19 protein-coding genes, 1 tRNA gene and 1 pseudogene are annotated in these 17,682 nt (G+C 37.3%); 10 read left to right on the top strand and 11 right to left on the bottom strand.

Features of this window, described 5'->3' with window-relative positions:
• Window positions 1-292 precede the first annotated feature (292 nt).
• The gene (locus PU02_RS03205; RefSeq protein WP_053944002.1) at window positions 293-901 is read left to right on the top strand and encodes a LexA family transcriptional regulator; all 609 of its coding nucleotides are present in this window, start codon (window positions 293-295) and stop codon (window positions 899-901) included.
• A 124-nt stretch (window positions 902-1,025) separates the two neighbouring features.
• On the opposite strand, the gene PU02_RS03200 is transcribed toward PU02_RS03205, so the two are convergent.
• The 5 genes from PU02_RS03200 to PU02_RS06565 form a co-directional block, all read right to left on the bottom strand.
• Window positions 1,026-1,343, bottom strand: coding sequence for a hypothetical protein (locus tag PU02_RS03200; RefSeq protein ID WP_053944001.1), 318 nt, complete (start codon window positions 1,341-1,343; stop codon window positions 1,026-1,028).
• A gap of 215 nt (window positions 1,344-1,558) precedes the next feature.
• Complete coding sequence (locus PU02_RS03195; RefSeq protein ID WP_236824028.1) at window positions 1,559-1,894, bottom strand: hypothetical protein; 336 nt, start codon at window positions 1,892-1,894, stop codon at window positions 1,559-1,561.
• Window positions 1,884-2,381, bottom strand: coding sequence for a hypothetical protein (locus PU02_RS03190; protein WP_053944045.1), 498 nt, complete (start codon window positions 2,379-2,381; stop codon window positions 1,884-1,886). The genes PU02_RS03195 and PU02_RS03190 overlap by 11 nt, the downstream gene beginning before the upstream one ends.
• A complete protein-coding gene (locus PU02_RS06685; RefSeq protein WP_082311402.1) occupies window positions 2,360-3,121 on the bottom strand; it encodes a DUF1376 domain-containing protein in 762 nt (253 codons plus the stop codon). The genes PU02_RS03190 and PU02_RS06685 overlap by 22 nt, the downstream gene beginning before the upstream one ends.
• Window positions 3,122-3,289: 168 nt before the next feature.
• The gene (locus PU02_RS06565; RefSeq protein WP_082311401.1) at window positions 3,290-3,478 is read right to left on the bottom strand and encodes a helix-turn-helix domain-containing protein; all 189 of its coding nucleotides are present in this window, start codon (window positions 3,476-3,478) and stop codon (window positions 3,290-3,292) included.
• 183 nt (window positions 3,479-3,661) lie between these two features.
• On the opposite strand from PU02_RS06565, the gene PU02_RS03180 reads away from it, so the two are divergent.
• From PU02_RS03180 to PU02_RS03140, 9 genes and pseudogenes are all read left to right on the top strand, one after another.
• A complete protein-coding gene (locus PU02_RS03180) occupies window positions 3,662-4,129 on the top strand; it encodes a helix-turn-helix domain-containing protein (RefSeq protein WP_236824025.1) in 468 nt (155 codons plus the stop codon).
• 204 nt (window positions 4,130-4,333) lie between these two features.
• Window positions 4,334-4,708 carry a hypothetical protein gene (locus PU02_RS03170; protein ID WP_053943608.1) on the top strand — a complete coding sequence of 125 codons (375 nt, stop codon included), beginning with the start codon at window positions 4,334-4,336 and terminating at the stop codon, window positions 4,706-4,708.
• A gap of 66 nt (window positions 4,709-4,774) precedes the next feature.
• Window positions 4,775-5,518, top strand: a complete 744-nt coding sequence (locus tag PU02_RS03165) for an antA/AntB antirepressor family protein (RefSeq protein WP_053943999.1) — start codon at window positions 4,775-4,777, stop codon at window positions 5,516-5,518.
• Between the two features lie 118 nt (window positions 5,519-5,636).
• Complete coding sequence (locus PU02_RS03160; RefSeq protein ID WP_053943998.1) at window positions 5,637-6,377, top strand: ERF family protein; 741 nt, start codon at window positions 5,637-5,639, stop codon at window positions 6,375-6,377.
• Between the two features lies 1 nt (window position 6,378).
• Window positions 6,379-6,588: pseudogene (locus tag PU02_RS07015) on the top strand (YqaJ viral recombinase family protein); the annotation flags it as partial.
• Entirely contained in the window at window positions 6,581-6,712 is a 132-nt protein-coding gene (locus PU02_RS07010; RefSeq protein WP_417852019.1) for a hypothetical protein, read from the top strand. The pseudogene PU02_RS07015 and the gene PU02_RS07010, both read left to right, overlap by 8 nt.
• 119 nt (window positions 6,713-6,831) lie before the next feature.
• Window positions 6,832-7,044: a hypothetical protein gene (locus tag PU02_RS03150; RefSeq protein ID WP_053943996.1), complete on the top strand. Its 213-nt coding sequence runs from the start codon at window positions 6,832-6,834 to the stop codon at window positions 7,042-7,044.
• Between the two features lie 12 nt (window positions 7,045-7,056).
• Entirely contained in the window at window positions 7,057-8,100 is a 1,044-nt protein-coding gene (locus tag PU02_RS03145; protein ID WP_053944043.1) for a tyrosine-type recombinase/integrase, read from the top strand.
• A 590-nt stretch (window positions 8,101-8,690) separates the two neighbouring features.
• Window positions 8,691-10,604 (top strand): DUF1561 family protein, encoded by a 1,914-nt coding sequence (locus PU02_RS03140; protein WP_053944647.1) that lies wholly within the window; start codon window positions 8,691-8,693, stop codon window positions 10,602-10,604.
• Window positions 10,605-11,315: 711 nt separating this feature from the next.
• On the opposite strand, the gene PU02_RS03130 is transcribed toward PU02_RS03140, so the two are convergent.
• From PU02_RS03130 to PU02_RS03105, 6 genes are all read right to left on the bottom strand, one after another.
• Window positions 11,316-11,870 (bottom strand): biotin transporter BioY, encoded by a 555-nt coding sequence (locus PU02_RS03130; RefSeq protein WP_053944041.1) that lies wholly within the window; start codon window positions 11,868-11,870, stop codon window positions 11,316-11,318.
• A gap of 27 nt (window positions 11,871-11,897) precedes the next feature.
• Window positions 11,898-12,500: an energy-coupling factor transporter transmembrane component T family protein gene (locus PU02_RS03125; protein WP_053944040.1), complete on the bottom strand. Its 603-nt coding sequence runs from the start codon at window positions 12,498-12,500 to the stop codon at window positions 11,898-11,900.
• A gap of 348 nt (window positions 12,501-12,848) precedes the next feature.
• On the bottom strand, window positions 12,849-14,297 hold the full coding sequence (locus tag PU02_RS03120; RefSeq protein WP_053944039.1) for an amino acid permease: 1,449 nt from the start codon (window positions 14,295-14,297) through the stop codon (window positions 12,849-12,851).
• A 337-nt stretch (window positions 14,298-14,634) separates the two neighbouring features.
• The gene (locus tag PU02_RS03115) at window positions 14,635-15,312 is read right to left on the bottom strand and encodes an energy-coupling factor ABC transporter ATP-binding protein (protein ID WP_053944038.1); all 678 of its coding nucleotides are present in this window, start codon (window positions 15,310-15,312) and stop codon (window positions 14,635-14,637) included.
• A 36-nt stretch (window positions 15,313-15,348) separates the two neighbouring features.
• Window positions 15,349-16,776, bottom strand: coding sequence for an amino acid permease (locus PU02_RS03110; RefSeq protein ID WP_053944037.1), 1,428 nt, complete (start codon window positions 16,774-16,776; stop codon window positions 15,349-15,351).
• A gap of 688 nt (window positions 16,777-17,464) precedes the next feature.
• Window positions 17,465-17,537 (bottom strand) — tRNA-Thr (locus PU02_RS03105).
• Window positions 17,538-17,682 lie beyond the last annotated feature (145 nt).

The raw sequence follows: 17,682 nt of genomic DNA, 5'->3' as shown, positions 1-17,682 counted from the left end.
CTCAATGAACAAAAAATTGAATAAAAGTTTACAACAGAAACGAGCAAAAATATTTTATAAATATGTATAAATAATTATTATTTTCAGTAAGTTATACATGTTTTTGTTTTTATAGATGAGCTAATTATGTTATAATTAGCGTTGTAAAAATAGTCGTTAAGTTTCTGTATTAAATTTTAATATTCAGCTTTAAAGATAGTAACCTTTCCTTTACTAAATACTATAATTATAGTTATAATAAATCAAGAAAGATTTACTCTTATCAAAGATAAAAAATAAGGTAAGCAAAATCATGAGCAACAAGTCGAATATCATAAATACTTTAAAAAAGATTTTGACTGAATTTAATCTAACTCAAGAAGATGTAGCCAAACGACTGAATGTAACACAAGCTTCGGTATCTAAGTGGCTTAAAGTTTCAGACCCACGAGGTTCGAATCGTGATGCTATTTTGAAATTATACAGAGAACTAAAAGGAGAAAATCATATAATAACTTTTGTGCCTCTTATGGGCTATATCGGAGCAGGAACACAGATAGATCCAAGCTTTGAACAAATTCCCGAAGAAGGCCTTGCACAAGTGGAAATCCCCTTCACTCTTCCTGATGACATGATCGCTTTTGAAGTTAAAGGAGATTCTATGCTCCCTGTTTACAAAGATGGAGACATGGTTATTGTTAGACGGCGTCAAATTAAAACAATAGAATCTTTTTTTGGAAGAGAAGCCGTCGTTTTAACACATGATAATAAAAGATATATAAAGAAAATTAGTAGAAGAATGAGTGGAGAAATAGACCTACTTTCATGGAATAGCTCACCTATTAAAAACGTGAAAATTATGTGGATTGGGGAAATATTTGCTATTTTGCCACAAAGCTCTTACGGTAAAATGGTACGTTAACATCCTACCCGCCTTCTGTGTGTAGTTTTTATAACAAAATGTGACTTTTTATCTTTTATTAAAAACTATAATTATAATTATTTATATTTCTGAATAAGAAATTTTTCTAAGTGATTTGATATCCTCATCCAGCTGAATACCTTTTAATGTCTTTATTGATTTCCTCTATGAGTGGCTCAATGTTGAGAATGGTCTTTGGAATACTACCACCGTACATCCGTGCCTTCACCTGTGCTTTAGTGCTAAAGTCTGCTTTTTTTGGTACGTCGTAGAACTGATAGCCTTCAAATGCTTCAAACTCTCGCGTACCATCTTCACATTCGTAGAGATTATAGAAATATTCAGCAGAGCCAAGACCCCAAGGAACATGGCCAATTGCAGTTGCAACAAACCGCTTTTGTGGTTTATTGTTTTTTGAGAACAAACGTTTAACAATTTCCATGCTCTTTTTCTCTCTAATTTGCAGCTTTTAGGCTATTTTTAGCATATACCTTTATTTGGCTTAAATTGACTCACACAGCGCGTTTTAAAATTTCTTCTCCCCAACATCAAAAAACTTTCAAATCTCTTTCAGTTAGCTTTTATATCGATTTAAAACATCATCCAATCCAAAACCTATTAGCATTTCCCAATATTTTGCTAAATTGCAAAATTATCTCAAGAAACCGCTTCAGGTTTTTCCAGTGCTTTGAAAACATATTCAACACACCCTCGAATATCTCTCTCAAGTTTGTCACAATAGGCGTAAAGCTCTGGAGCAGAAGGCATGAACGTTCTTGATAAACCCTCTGCCTTCCCTCTCATGATGTCCCTAGTTGCAGTCTTGAGCGCCCAATGACTTATACCATCAAGGGAAAGAAGATAAGCCGCTGCTGTTGCTTTCGCGTCTGCAGTAGATTGATGTTTCAAAGCACCAGAAAGCAGCTGAAACATCGTACTCAATTCTTCTTTCGTAGCCTTTTCATCAAGGATTTTCAAAACCTTATGTCCCAAAGAGATAATTGCCTTCGCTTCTGAAAGGGAGGGCTTCTTGCCTCGAGCCCAAAGAAACGGCGGTTTTATCATCCTCATCGCGTAAAATGCTGTAGAGATCTGACGAATTCTTGATAGTGGACATGTATCGTGCAACGCTATGACCCCAGCCACGCTGTCCTCCGCTTTGAGAGTTATTTGAGTTTCCATAGCTTCTCTTCCTTTCCAATTGCTCTATTGCAGTTCTCACCCAATTGCACCATGTCCGATGCCAATCCACTTTCGTAGCATTTGCTCCGGCTTTCGAAAGCCAATAATCTTTGAATTTTGCGATTTCTAACGTAACGCATTCTGGCGGTAAGCCAAGCGTAACAGCAGCTTCTCGATCAGGCTCATAGTCTTCTGGCAAGCGACATCCTCGTTTGCTTTTTGCTAGTTTTGATTGATTACTTGCTGATGAAGGTTCTAGCTCCTGAATCTGATTTTCTAAAAATTCAGAAACGTCCAATTTAGCATCCGTTTCCTGATCTTTTTTTGATAACTCGATAGAGTTATTTTTTTATTATATGTTATGTTATGTATTGTTATGTTATTAGCATCGCAAGCATCATGTTTAGCATTTTTAGCATTATTTTTACTAACATTTCCTGTTAATAAATTTATACAACTATCTGATTTTTCGTGATTTTTCCATCTTTCCTTAGCTGCTCTAGATGCTCGCTCTGAATGCTTGTTAGCATCATCATTCGAATGTTTTTTAGCATCATTCTGCTTGTCATCACAAGCATCACTTTGAGCGTTTTTAGTATGCATAACATGCTTAGCATTTTTAGCATGCTTAGCATTTTTATGCTTCGCATCATGTGCATTATTTTTATTATCACTTTCTGTTTTTTTATGATTTTGCCATCTTGCATTGGCTGCCTTGGAAGCTCTCTCCGAAAACTTATTTAAGTTCTCATCGGAGTTTTTGAGTTCTTCTTCAACTTCTAGACTCCATAAACGACCATCTTCTAAACGTATGATTTTCTCATCACTTAGTAAAAAATCTAATGCCTCATTAAAAGTCTTTACCGAACAACCAGAAATGCGTGCTAATATACAAGCATTATCAAAAATTGGCTGCCTCTTTTTATACATGAGCAACATCAACATCATGTAAGTTGATATTTGATACGATTTCATTCCGGTAGTCTCAGAAATCCAATCAGATGGGAAAAATCGATACCAAAACGACTTAGTTAACATGACTGCCCCCCCTTTCTTTATTAAATTTAATATCCTCCTCGCTCTGAAAAGCGAGGCTTTACAGCGCTCTCAGCAACTCAATTAATTTGCTGTATTTTGAAACATTATTTACGTTAAGAGACATTTCGTATAACTCTTATGAGCACATTACATCATAGTTAGGAGATTTTATTGATACCAATCGTTAGGACTTATGTGATTATCCGTAACCTTTGCTATCTTTTTTACTATTTTAGGATGAGGAAATCTTTTTCTATTTATGTATCGTGCTATTGATGCTTGCGAGACCCCTATAGACATCGCAAACTCCGCGTAAGTAATATTATTTTCTGTTAAATATGATTTTAGCTTAAACATGCACTAAATTTACCATATTGGAAATTAAAATGCAAGCTAATTTTTACCAAATCAGCATAAAATGCGAGATTTTTACCCAGAATTCTGCAAAGCCTTGCCTTTCATTGCAAGGAGAATGTTAATAGACTCGTTTTTTCATACAATATGTCAAATATTATGATATTTGACAGCAATTGATAACGAATGAAAAAGCAACATAAATCAAGCATCCAATATAGTACTTATATTATAACACTGATTTATAACATTCAACTTATATCAAAATTTGGAGATGAAAATAATGTTACCCGAAGCACCGTAAAGCCTATCCCTGCAAAACAAAGAGATACCAATAGGATAAAAATTATGAGTAATTTAAAATTTTTCAGAAAAAAAATAGGTTTAAGCACTAAAAAATTAGCTGAGCTAGCAGAAACTAGCCAAGCACAAATTTCTCGTCTGGAAAGCGGACATAGAAAATTAACAAAAGAATGGGCAATACGCCTAGCACCTCACTTAGCTATAACTCCTAAGCAATTAATGTTTGCAGAACAAACAGCCAATAGCTTAGATGAACAAATACAAAACATGTTAGAACATCTAAGCCATGACAAAAAAGTCAAACTTCTTGATTTTCTTTCCTCATTTTATCAAGAAACAGAAGATTGTTAATACCCTCCTTTCTTGAAGGGCACTATTTTACAGCGCTAAGGATAATTTTATTCCTCAAAATTCTACATCTTCCTACCCCTGAAAAACAAGATTTTACAGTGCACAAAATAAAAAACCGTTTTGGTATTGACATTCATTTTCCATTACGGTATATTTTGACAATTAATGCACAAACAATCACCAGTAGGGTGCGAGGGGGTAAAGATGAAAAAACCAATTTTTGTAAATTCTAATGAAATCTTATTAGTTACGTACAGCGATGGAGAGCACATTGCTCGTTCAGGACATTTCTATGATGAATTTGAAATCTTGGAAGTACTAAACGGTACAGAAGGTGCTGAACAAGTCTTTCGTTTAGACCTTGAAACCAAGCACTATGAAGACTTTTCTGAAGAAATTGCAGAAACCTATATTCGTGATAACAGCATTTGTCTTGATGGAGCTGTTGAGCATCCATTTATTGAAAATAGCAATGCATATGCTGAACTTTTAAAAGAGCAAAAAGCACAAAAGTCTAATGATATCATCTACGGCAGATATGAGCAGCAACACCGCTTGCGTGCTTATGATTTAGTGTGACGACTTCTAAAGCGCTCTAAAATCAATCACTCTTGACTAACTAATCCTATCTCTATGAGGTTCGCAATGGAAGAGCTTATCACTATTCATCACAATACAATTAAACAAGACACAATCCAAACTGTTAATGCGCGTGAGCTGCATGCCTTTTTAGAAGTGGGCCGTGATTTTACCAATTGGATTAAAAATCGCATTAAAAAATACAGTTTTATAGAAAATCGAGACTATATAGTTTTCGCCAATTTTGGCGAAAACCTCCAAGGCGGCCGTCCTTCTAAGGATTATGCTCTCACCTTAGACATGGCAAAAGAACTTTCCATGGTTGAACGCAACGAGAAAGGCAGACAGGCTCGACACTATTTCATCGAGTGCGAAAAGCTTGCAAAACAGATAGCTGCACCTCGTATCGATTACTCCAATCCTGAGGTGATGCTTGGCTTTGTAACATATTTAAAAAGCGAAAATGAACGCAAAGACAGTATCATTGCCAAATTAGAACCAAAAGCACAAGCCCTTGAGCAATTATCTCGCTCAGATAGCTTGTTGTGTATTACAAATGCAGCAAAAATTCTTGAAATGCGTCCGAAGGATTTGTTCAATCGATTGCAAGAAAAGAAATGGATCTACAAAAGAACTGCTAAAAGTTCTTTCATTCCTCATCAAGACAAAATGAATATCGGAGTGATAGATTATCCCATGACAATAATAACTAAGCCAGATGGTTCTGAGTTGACTGTAGCTCAAGCAAAAATCACATCTAAAGGTTTAAGCGTTCTTTCACAAGAATTACGCAAAAACAGCATGCATTAATTGACATCATCATCGCTCTAAAGAGCAAGGTTTTACAGCAATCTTTGATAACTATTTAACACATACGTTCTGCAAGCCACAGAGGAAGTGCGCTCCAAATTAAGGATGTGAGACATGAATGAACAAAGCTCAACAATCAGAAAACCTAGAAATCAAAACCACAGCTTTAGATAAAATTCTCGATAAAGCCTTAGAGAACGATGTGGATATGAACCGTCTAGAACATCTCATTGCTTTGAGAGAAAAAGAGATCGATCGACAATACTATGAAAAATTCGTGTCTGATCTTTCAGCGATGCAATCGGAATGCAAAGAAATCATCAAAAACGCTACAAATAACTTTACCAATAGTAAATATGCCACTCTTGATTATTATATCGACGGGGTTAAAGAGGCTCTGGCAAAACACCGCTTTTCTCTCTTTTCTAAAATTAAAAGCCAAACCACAACAAATATTGTGATAGAAATGACACTGGCACATCCCTCTGGTCACAAAGTTTCAACAGATGGAGAATTTCCTATTAATGGAGCCGGTTCCAAAACAAACATCCAGTCTATTGGTTCAACCATTACCTATGCTCGCCGCTACCTGTTAGGAATGTTACTCAATGTCGCCAGCAAAGATGATGATTTAGATGGGAACAGCTTAGAAAATGTCATGCCTGCATCTCCTCAACAAATCACTGAAATCAAACAGTTAATCAAAACAACCAATGCAAATGAAACAAGAATGTTGGCTTTCGTGAAAGCAAATAGCATTTCAGAAATGTCTGATCATCAAGCACAAATCGCTTTGAATAGTTTGAAGGACAGACAACGCATTCAAATTTCTCAAACATCACAACCAACGGTGACGTGACATGAAACAAAGAACAGCAGAATGGTTTCAAGCACGGTTAGGAAAAGTGACAGCTTCAAACATTGACTATGTCGTCAACAGAACAGTGAAAGGTTTACCAACCAGCAAATATGAAGATTATAAAATCAAACTCATCACAGAACGCTTAACAGGTCAAATCAACCCATCTTATGAAACACAAGCGATGCAATGGGGCGTTGAGCATGAAGATACGGATGAAAGTTCAACGCATTAACCGCGATGATGAGCAGATTGAACACATTAATAAAGCTGTCGAGCATTTCTTGACAGAAATCGAACAAGACATAGAGCAGATCTGCATCAAAGCTGCTTAAGAAATAGGGAGCACTTTTCTTCCCCCCTCAAGTGTTCCCACCCTTCTCACAACTGTTTCTAACTATGCGCCTTTCACGCCACAAGTAAATTGCGCCAAAAAATTAAAAGGATACTCAACATGGCTCATAGACTACCGACCATAACACAGCCTGCTATTGCTCGTGCCTTACGAGAAGCTAAAAAACAAGGCTGTGAACTGATGGAAATTAAGCCAACTGGCGAATTATTAATCTATTTAAAACCTGGGATCGGAGTATCCAATACAGCTATGCATCCTGATAATTTCTGGGATCTCTCAAATGACGATTATGATCCTGAAATCATCTTATAAATCGGTTGTATAATGTCTAAACAACGACCACCTCATCTTGTGAAACAAATCACACAATATGGTAAAACTGTATGGTATGTCCGTATTGGCCATGGCCCAAGACGGAGGGTACGTGGAGCCTATGGAACGCAAGAATTTATCAACAACTATAAAACTGCGCTCTCTGAACTAGAAGGACGTACACTCCCTTTATCGAAACCAGGTGCTCCTGTTGAAGGCTCTTTTGCGTGGCTACTGACACAGTATTTTAACAGTGTCAATTGGTATAGCCTTGCCAAATCAACCAAGAGACAAAAAGAACTCATTTTGATGAAAGTTTTAGACTCTATAGGTCATCTCTCCTATAAAGTGATACAGAAAAAACATATCATAGCAGGTGTTGAACGACGAAAAGAAACACCCGCTACTGCCCAAAATTTCCTAAAAGCTTTGAATAGCCTTTTCAAATGGGCAATGGAACAAGGCCTGTTAGAAAAAAATCCCACTCTTGGTGTCAAAGCTCCACCGTTAAAAAATAAAGATGGATTTGTCGTTTGGTCTGAAGCAGACATAGACAAATATTATTATCATTGGCCATTGGGAACTCATGAACGTGTTTGGATTGATGTTCTTCTATACACAGGATTACGGCGTGGTGATGCAATACGAATTGGCTGGAAGGATGTAACAGATAATATCATTCATTTAAAAACGGAAAAAAGTAAATTTCAAATGGATGTCTTTCTTCCCATTTTACCTGAATTAGCTGAAACACTTGAAATTGGCCCGATTGGTGATGAAACATTTATCTGTGGCAAAAGCGGTAAAAAACTAACCAAAGAAGGCTTTGGCAATGTATTCAGAGAAGCTTGTAACGTAGCCAACGTTAAAAAATCAGCTCATGGATTAAGAAAATTAGCAGCAACAAGGGCAGCTAATGCAGGAGCAACAGTCGCACAACTAAAAGCAATTTTTGGATGGACTGAAGACAACATGGCATCCCTTTACACCAAGAGCGCAGATCGCAAAAGACTTGCTCTAGAAGCAATAAAAAAGCTCAAAAAGCATGAGGGATAGAGGCTGAAAAAATTCAATAAAATCAATAGCCGTATAATCCCTCATATTGGATATAACCATTTGATTTTATTATATAATACGCACGCCGCGTCTGGGCACCATGTTTTCAAAATTTCTGTGTGTGAGTTGCGTCAGTTCCTCTCAAAAGAGGAGGCTTGTAATCGAAGCAAGAAGGATATTTTTTTCAATCTTTCTTCGTAGTTCTTTGAAAGTTATCATCCTGAATCCATGAAGGTTATATTGAATATTTACTTAAGTATTCAAGATCAGGAACTGGCAAAATATGATAGTATCTTCTATTTACCGTGTTTAAGAAGAGCATGTTGCGCCGTGGCAGTGGTGACTCTTAATATTTTTGTAAATCCTATATTGGTTTTAAGCTGTATGGATTCTTAAATATATTTACCGAAAGCTTGATGTAGATGCAAAGACATAAAATTGCCATAAATTAGTCTTATTTGCGCTCAGATGGTTGGGGGGTTTTTGTTTTCCAAGATAGAGGAAGTACTGACTTTAGACGGACGGAATTTGGGTGAGGTTTCTTTCTTTGTTTGTCAGTGCTGTACAACATGATGGTGAAAAATAACGAAATGAAGCTGACTCTACTTTCATCCTTCTTTGGCTTGTTATTAACTGTTTGTATCTCTTTTGCTGCTTCCGTTCCTGAACAAAAACAAAAGAGGCCTGACAGTCCTAAAGACCAGGTTATCCGTGTTAGATTGCATACAAAAGGTCTATATTGCTATGCTCCAGCATTTTCGGATGGTGAGAGTTATGTTTATATTGATGATTGTTCTTCTTCTAATGTTCTATTCGCTCGATACGACGTTTTTGGAAGAGTTGCTTGGAATGTCGATGGTGTTTGGCTGTGTATGACTGCCCCATCTTCTGTAACAGGGATTGACGGAAAGTCTACAGCAAGCTGGGATTATCTTTTGTTAAGACCCTGTGTTATTAATGATCCGAATCAACGTTGGATCGTCGAAAATCATGCTTTTTATACCGCAGATAAACGATTCCGTGTTAAAGATTATAAGTGGTACGCTTACATTTCAAAAAACAAGGACGACTACTACGATCATACCCTAATTACAATGGATGATTGGATAAAAACTGTTGCTACCCCTGTTAATATTAATCTCAAAATGTTCCTGGGATGGGAGTTCATAAATGGATCTAGTTTTTCTACCTACTATATTTCAGATAGTGGACCGAAATCTGACGTTTTTGACCTCTATTATAATCCAGAGAGTGGTCATATCGCTCGATATTTTCCTTCAAGTGGAGTGATGTCTTGTATGGTTTCTCAACAATCCCTTAAGGATGATTGGAATTGGATAGACTGGAGGTTTTGTAAAGATACTACTTCCGCTCAGCAGGATGTTGGTTCTTGGAACATTGCTTCTTTAAACGGGCGCGAAGGAGCGTTAGTAGATTATAAGGGGAATTTGCTGAGGGTAACTCAATACGGTCCTGATTGGGGAAACCCTTACACAGTAAAATCCGATTACCTTGCAAAAGACACCACCAGCTCTCCTAAGTCTAGTTTTCTTTTTTCTTATGACATAGAACGATGGGATCGCTATGTTAACGGAAATTTAGGAGATACACTAGCTTACTGCCCAGCTCCTGGAAGTAAAGAAGACGTTGCTCATGCTGCTAAAATATTAGTAAAAAGGTCTTTGCCTCCCAGTTTTACCCTTAGCGAAGAGTGGATAAAAAGGTTATGGCAGATTGCTGAAAGCACGAGTGCTACAGGACAGGAGGCAATCGCTTTCTGTGGGATCTGTATGATTCAGACCATGCAAATGCTCGCTGAATTGGAAACACGTTCCTTCACAACTCCTCTCCAAGAAGGAGGTTATTTCTTTAATACGGCCCCTGGTCAGAGTCCGTTTATATCGTTTAGTCAGAGATTTCCTGCTCTTGCACAAAGACTTGAAACTGCGATGTCCTACGTTAATCTACCTTTTCGTGTAGGAGAAGATAGTTTTACACGTACAAGTAGAGTAACGCGCGCAACGGCATCAATATTACTGTCTCAATATGACTGGAGACCTTCAACTATTGCAAGAACGAACGCAGATATGAGAACCTTACTTCAAAGTTTATTAAATTCTCCTGTTGGAACAGCTTGGTTTGTTTCGGTTATCAGATCACGAGGGAGCGGAGATCCTGTCGGACATGTCCAACCCATTATAATGACAACTACAGGATTGGCGTTAATCCCTACGAACGTACGGGGTACAACTCTCGAACAATTCAGTTCTGCTCTTGCTCCAACAAGAAGTGTTGATACGCTAATGGGTGCCCTTTCAGCTGGGGGTGCTCAACTTCATTCACTTGTAGTTTACCAAATGGCTCAGCTAGATGAGATTCCTTTAAACCTTTATGTTTCACAAAACAATTGTACTGGAGAAGGAGATAATAGGAGAGGAACTAGGAGATTTCCAAGCACTTCTTCTGTTAATCAGTGTGGTAGTGGTAGATGTGCAATTCAATGAAAACTAATACCATCTTTTGATTCTTTAGGAGCTATTTTCAGGATTTAGCTGGATGGTGGTATGCGATAATGAAGTCTAGACGTGTATATTGGTTACTGGGGACACTGTAACAATGAAAACCGGGTATTCACAAAATGCACCCCTACATGAACAATTAAAGTGTGTTGTGTTTTTTTAAAATATCCTTGTATAGAAACAGCGGTTGCGAAGTTTCTCTTCCTCGTACCATCTAATTTTCTAAACCTTCTAATACCCCATTCGCAAATAACTGAAAATCTTTATATCCCACACGCGCCTTCTTAACTAATTCACACTTACAGCTACATTGTTCTTCAAAGTTGATATTTAAGCATCTTATATCCAAATCTACACCGAAAAACCCCTCCACTTTGCGCACAGAGCGCATGCCCATCATGTAAAAATTTCTGTAAATTGAATCTTTTTGTAGTGTGCGTTATTCCACATCTGATGTCCCTCTCAATATGCTGTTTTTTTGTCACATACAACTAAGAAAAGCAGAACAAAACCACTAAACTCAGCAAGATAAATTGAAATTATCAAATCACCCTCTGATACCCTTAATGGAGTGATGTGCTACGCTTGCACAGTCACTTATATTATAGGTTTTACCGTTTTCTTACAAAACAAAGTAATGCACCTCTTCTTTGCAGAATGTTTCTTTTATTCAAAATTTTCTAATATAGATACCAGCTACCTCTTTTCTTGAGAAATGAGAGGTATAGTTTTTTTAATTGTAATTGCCACAAAGGATCCAATGAGCACTTTTAAAAAATCACCTATCATAAACCCTAATGAGCTCACTAAAGCTGTCAGAAGAGAAACATTAGCAACATACGCAACCCATGGTATACCGAAAAAATATACAATCCCAATACCACCTATAGAATTAATCACAACCAGCATTGTAAAATTGAGCCTTTTCCAAAATAACTCAACCATATAACCAATAAAAAATGCAGCAAATGGATAACCCACCATATATCCACCACCAACTCCTAAAAAGGCACCGATACCCCCACGTCCACCTGCCAATATAGGTAATCCAAGGGCAACAAGTAGAAGAAAAAGCGCTGATGCCAAAGCACCTCTCTTTGCTCCAAGAATGGATCCTGCTAACATCACTCCCATAGACTGAACAGTAATGGGTAATCCAAGAAAAAAAGGAAGAAAAATTGGAGGGAAAATACCCAAAACTGCATAAATAGCAGCAAATAACGCAATATAAACTCTATCTTTGGTATTCACTGAAATATCCTTTCAAATGTTCTTTCTCTACTCAATATCATCATACAAACGCGCATCAAGTGCCTCAGCAAACTCTGACGCCATCTTTATAGTACAGACTACCAGAGGTACCGCAAAAGCCGTTATATTTCTACCAAGTCCACGTGCCTTCTGCGCTTCATATATTGCATTAAACTTTTCGCTAACGATGGGAATAAAACGGATTGCCATAGACAAAACCATACCAAGCTTTAACGGATTAATACCGAAATATCGACAAGGTCTGAAACCTACTTTTATTGAATCCACCATATCCGAAACTTTCGTTGTTAACGAAACGAGGGATGCTAAATAAACAAGAATTATAAAACGCAACACAACCCACATTCCTATAAGCCAGTTGCCCAAAATAGCTTGAAAAATAAATATCAAAATTAGAAATGGATACATCAATTTAAGCTGTTTCACCACATGATGAAGGGGAATTTGCGCTATTTTATAGAGCAAAACTGTCAGCAATAAAAAAGATAGAGGGATAAAAAATGATGAAACCATTGACATAACAGCTCCACATAAAATGAGGAACACAAGCTTAATCCCTGGCTTAAGCTTGTGAAGAGATGTGTCTCGAGGATAATATAAACTGATCATGGCATTCTTGCTGTTTACTGAAAACTATTGGGAATATAATCACTAATAATCCGCCTCTTTCTATTACAAACAAAAATCTTACTAAATATACTTCAAGACTTCAAAGCATGAGACAGACAGAACCGTTACTGTTTGCGTTACCCCTTCTATGACACATGATCAAACACCTTGTATAAATGAAATTTTCAAATCAGTAATAAAATAAATAAACATGCTTCTCCAGAGATATTTGTGCCAACGACAACTATGCAACATTTAACAAAATGTAGCATAATATTTTAGAAATACACAAATCATCATAAACTGCATCACCTTGTAATAAAGTACAAACCAAAAATACAATTTTGTTTACAAAGAACCTTTTAAGTATCGTTGTTTGAGTTTATAACCTAAAAATAGGAAAAGGCACCATACTGGTATAATGATTGCTGCTAAGCTCATATCAGGCATCGGCACAGGAAAATACGATTCATTAAAAGGCATCGTTATCCCAATTCCCTTTAAAAGCCTTGTTATAAGCCCATCATGTCCAAGCCCACTGTAAAAAAGAATACCAAGCAACAATGCAAGAAAGCCGAGGCAGAAATAATGAGCACAGGGATATAAATTAAATTCATAAATAAACGCACCTTTTTTCTTTTCATGTGCTTTTCGAAATTTTAAATGAACAATAATAATAATTGCCCAAGTAATTGTTGCAGCTGCAGTTGCAATTGCCATGATCCGCATAAAACTATTATTCGGTAGAAGATAATTAACAACTATAATTACTGCAGTACATGCTGACGAAAAGAGAATAGCTACATAAGGAACATGTGCTGCATTTAAATTACTAAAAAAATGAGGCGCATTTTTTTGCATCGCCAAACTGTATAGCATACGACCGTTCGAATAAAGACCACTATTATAAACAGAAATAGCAGCCATAATCACAACAAAATTTAGAATATGCCCGGCTGCAGGAACACCTACCGATTCAAAAATGGCAACAAAAGGACTCCTACCTCTTCCAATCATATTCCACGGTATGATCATCATAACGATACCGATGGAGCCAATGTAAAAAATCATTAACCTCCACATAACTGTACGGATAGCTGCTGGAATTGTTTTTTGTGGATTAAGTGTTTCTCCAGCAGCAACACCAATAAGCTCAGTCCCACCAAAAGAGAACATAAGTACCGAAGTAGCCAATAGCATTCCAACTAATCCATAAGGAAAAAAACCACCGTGCTCCCAAAGATTACTGAAGCCAATTCGCTCTCCCCCCATCCCTGTAATAATGAGAAAAATGCCAAAAAGCATCATGCCAATAACAGCTAACACTTTGATCAAAGCTAAACCAAATTCAAATTCTCCGTAAAAACGAACATTAATAAGATTAAGCAATGTAATACACAAAAGAACAACGAACGAAGATAACCAATGATCAACTAAAATCCAATGATCAAGATATAATCCAATAACGGTTAACTCAGCCATACTGACAAGAATATACAGGAACCAATAATTCCAACCCGCCATAAAACCAGCAAAATCTCCCCAATATTTATAAGCAAAAAAACTAAACGCACCCGAAACTGGCTCTTCTACTAGCATTTCCCCCAACATACGCATAATAAAATAAATAACCAATCCGCCTATGGAATAGGAAAGAATAGTCGCTGGACCAGCTAATTGAATAACTTCTGTTGAACCATAAAAAAGACCAGTTCCTATAACCCCTCCTAAAGCAATCATCTGAATATGACGATTATGAAGGCTACGTTTTAATCCAGTATTTGTTACCTCAGTCATTATCCCTCACCATTTCTGAATCTCTAGTTTCACAAAGAGCATATCTATGACATTTTTTGAAAGATTTAAGAAAGTGCAAATTCATTTATATCCTTAGTATTACATAATAAGTCTATTATTCCCAAACATATTACACAAATTCTTACCCCAAATAGAAAAAACCTACTACTTTTATTCTCTGTTTCAATCTGTAGCAACCGATCCACAGTACAAACATGCCCACGTTGTACATCGGTATGGTATGAAAACTCTCTACGTAGATATACCTAATTGACTATAGGAAACTTCATAAATCCTTCAAACGAAAAAGGCTACACATCCCCATAATACGGGGTAATCACGACACCCTTTCTATGTATCCCTTGATAGCAACTGAAGGAATATCATCTATGACTATTTCCCCCTTATCAAAAACAAGAACTCTATCAAATGTCTTTAGAAAATCTAAATCATGTGATACGACGATAGCTGTCTGTGATAGTTCTTCTATGACTTGCGTGACTCGGCGTTTATTACGTAGATCAAGAGATGTCGTAGGTTCGTCAAAGACGATATAGTCTGGTCTCATTGCTACCACACCTGAGATAGCAATTAGCTGTTTTTGTCCACCACTCAATGAATAAACAGCATGCTCCCTGAAAGACTCCAACTCATAGCGCTGTAGAATTTCATCCACACGCTCTTTAATTTCATCTTTACTAAGGTTTAGATTCTTAAGGCCAAAAGATAGATCTTCTTCTACGAGTGGCAACACAATCTGATTATCAGGATTCTGGAAGATAAACCCCACTTTACGCCTTACGGCCTTTATATCACGCTTCGTATCGAGCCCATCAACGCTCACAGAACCATGTGATGGCAATTGTAGACCGTTGATGAGACGAACAAACGTACTTTTTCCAGAACCATTTGCACCGACAACAGCAACACGTTTTTCAGCGAGATGGAGTGCTACATTCTTTAAAACACACAAATCACCAAAAAAATGTGTTACCTCGTCAAATATTATACCCAAACCCCTCTTCCTTACTCAAAGCACATCTATCAAAAATTACCGTTTGAGCTTATAGCCTACAAACATGAGCAGGCACCATACAGGCATGACAAGCACAGCCAGACTCATATCAGACATGTGTTCAGGAATGTAAGCCTCAACAGAAGGTAGCAATACCCCTATAGCATCAAAAAGCTGCGTCATTAATCCACCGTCTCTCAAGCCGCTAGCAAATAAAACACAAAACAACAATGAAAGAAAGCCAAGACAAAAATAATTAGCGTAAGGATACAAGCCAAAGGCGTAGGAAAATGAACCTTCTTTACCTTTATGTGCTTTACGAAACTTTAAGTGAACTATAACAATGGTTGCCCAAGTAATTGCCGCCGCTGCAGTTGTAATAGCCAAAATACGTGCAAAACTATTGTCAGGCAAAAAAGAATTAATAACAATAATCAATGCAGTACAAGAAGATGAAAAAAGAACGGCTATACAAGGAACACCGTCAGAATTTAACTTACCAAAAATACGCGGTGCATTCCCTTGCGTTGCCAAGCTATAAAGCATACGGCCATTAGAATAAAGTCCGCTATTGTAAACAGAAATCGCAGCCATGATCACTATAAAATTCACAACATGTCCGGCTGCAGGAACGCCTACGCTTCTGAAGATAGAAACGAACGGACTTTCACCCGTTCCAATCACATCCCACGGCATGATCATCATGATGATACCTATAGAACCAACATAAAAAAACATTACCTGCCACATGACCGTACGGATAACTTCTGGAATTGTCTTTTGAGGATTCAATGTCTCCCCAGCTGCAACACCAACAAGCTCTGTTCCACAAAAAGAAAACATCAGCACGCAAGCCGCTAAAAACATTCCAACCAGCCCATTTGGGAAAAAGCCGCCGTGCTCCCAAAGATTACTGAAGCCAACTCGCTCCCCACCTATTCCTGTAACAATAAGGAAAATGCCAAAAATCATCATGCCAATAACGGCTAACACTTTAACCAAAGCTAGACCGAATTCAAATTCCCCGTAAAGACGTACATTAACAAGGTTAAGCAATGTAACACATATAAGGATAACAAATGCTGACACTCCGTGATCTATCTGAACCCAGTAATCAAGATAAAGCCCAATGACTGTCAATTGTGCCATACTAGCAAGAATATATAGAAACCAATAATTCCAACCTGCCATAAAACCAGCAAAACCTCCCCAATACTTATAAGCAAAAAAGCTAAAAGCACCAGAAACTGGTTCCTCTACCAACATCTCTCCAAGCATTCGCATGATAAAGTAGATAACCAACCCACCCAAAGCATAAGCGAGGGTCGTTGCAGGACCCGCTAACTGGATAGCCTCCGTTGATCCATAAAAAAGGCCCGTTCCAATGACCCCTCCCAGAGCAATCATCTGAATATGACGATTGTGAAGACTCCGCTTCAATTCACTGTTTGTTCCCTCAGACATCACCTTCCACCTTTCTTGTCTACCCATACTCTTCGGACAAACACCCATCAGTGTAGATAAAAAAAATCAAAAAGAAAAAATAAATCTACACTTCAAGCGTCACAAAATAACTCCACCACTTCGGGCTATTTCGACAAATAGCTACCCCAAAACAGCAGAAAACACATGCACCACTTTACCTTACCTTAATCCCGGCGTCCGCTCCACTCCATGCCAATAACTATTATAAAATGGCCAACAACACATACCTCATTACCAAACACCGCTTCTAAATAGGCTATATTAAAATATGACCTACCTTGATACAATACGAAAAAGCTCTTTTAGACAAAAATTTACATTTTGAAAACTTTATACACAGATTTGTGCCTTTCATGATATTTGCAAATATTTTCCACCGAATGATACCACTGATGTCCTTTAACAAAAAATCTTTCACAAATTTTACCCACAGAGGGCACTTAACTTCATCCAAAATGAAAATTCACTTATAAATAGTCTACATAGAATTAGGTATATAACTTTACCAAAGTTAATCCGTACCCTACAAATTTGTACTATATTAATGTCGCACAGATATAAGGGAACTTAACATTCACAATTCGTAAGAATTCAAAAAGTCATACACTCAAACGGCCTCCCAAAAACTCATTGAGGAAGGTTTAATTATAACATACTACAAAAGCGGTGCCGCATGCTGGATTCGAACCAGCGACCCCATCATTACGAATGATGTGCTCTACCACCTGAGCTAATGCGGCATGATCTCTACATTAACCAGATAAGAATTGAAGCACGGATAATATCCAAAACTATATACAAAAGCAAATATACAATTTGAAAAGAGTGCGCAAAACGCAATCATTGTCAATGATGAAAAAATTATCCTCCCTATCTCAACTATAT

Origin of the sequence: Bartonella ancashensis (assembly GCF_001281405.1) — a bacterium.
GTDB lineage: Bacteria > Pseudomonadota > Alphaproteobacteria > Rhizobiales > Rhizobiaceae > Bartonella > Bartonella ancashensis.
The sequence above is the reverse complement of the archived record's forward strand: the minus strand, read 5'-3'. Positions and strand labels throughout refer to the sequence as shown.

What these genes read in the sequence shown, in the direction of transcription:
- PU02_RS03205 (WP_053944002.1), top strand. Translation starts at nt 293, where the DNA reads ATGAGCAACAAGTCGAATATCATAAATACTTTAAAAAAGATTTTGACT.
- PU02_RS03200 (WP_053944001.1), bottom strand. Translation starts at nt 1,343, where the DNA reads ATGGAAATTGTTAAACGTTTGTTCTCAAAAAACAATAAACCACAAAAG.
- PU02_RS06685 (WP_082311402.1), bottom strand. Translation starts at nt 3,121, where the DNA reads ATGTTAACTAAGTCGTTTTGGTATCGATTTTTCCCATCTGATTGGATT.
- PU02_RS06565 (WP_082311401.1), bottom strand. Translation starts at nt 3,478, where the DNA reads ATGTTTAAGCTAAAATCATATTTAACAGAAAATAATATTACTTACGCG.
- PU02_RS03180 (WP_236824025.1), top strand. Translation starts at nt 3,662, where the DNA reads ATGAAAAAGCAACATAAATCAAGCATCCAATATAGTACTTATATTATA.
- PU02_RS03170 (WP_053943608.1), top strand. Translation starts at nt 4,334, where the DNA reads ATGAAAAAACCAATTTTTGTAAATTCTAATGAAATCTTATTAGTTACG.
- PU02_RS03165 (WP_053943999.1), top strand. Translation starts at nt 4,775, where the DNA reads ATGGAAGAGCTTATCACTATTCATCACAATACAATTAAACAAGACACA.
- PU02_RS03160 (WP_053943998.1), top strand. Translation starts at nt 5,637, where the DNA reads ATGAACAAAGCTCAACAATCAGAAAACCTAGAAATCAAAACCACAGCT.
- PU02_RS07010 (WP_417852019.1), top strand. Translation starts at nt 6,581, where the DNA reads ATGAAGATACGGATGAAAGTTCAACGCATTAACCGCGATGATGAGCAG.
- PU02_RS03150 (WP_053943996.1), top strand. Translation starts at nt 6,832, where the DNA reads ATGGCTCATAGACTACCGACCATAACACAGCCTGCTATTGCTCGTGCC.
- PU02_RS03145 (WP_053944043.1), top strand. Translation starts at nt 7,057, where the DNA reads ATGTCTAAACAACGACCACCTCATCTTGTGAAACAAATCACACAATAT.
- PU02_RS03140 (WP_053944647.1), top strand. Translation starts at nt 8,691, where the DNA reads ATGAAGCTGACTCTACTTTCATCCTTCTTTGGCTTGTTATTAACTGTT.
- PU02_RS03125 (WP_053944040.1), bottom strand. Translation starts at nt 12,500, where the DNA reads ATGATCAGTTTATATTATCCTCGAGACACATCTCTTCACAAGCTTAAG.
- PU02_RS03120 (WP_053944039.1), bottom strand. Translation starts at nt 14,297, where the DNA reads ATGACTGAGGTAACAAATACTGGATTAAAACGTAGCCTTCATAATCGT.
- PU02_RS03110 (WP_053944037.1), bottom strand. Translation starts at nt 16,776, where the DNA reads ATGTCTGAGGGAACAAACAGTGAATTGAAGCGGAGTCTTCACAATCGT.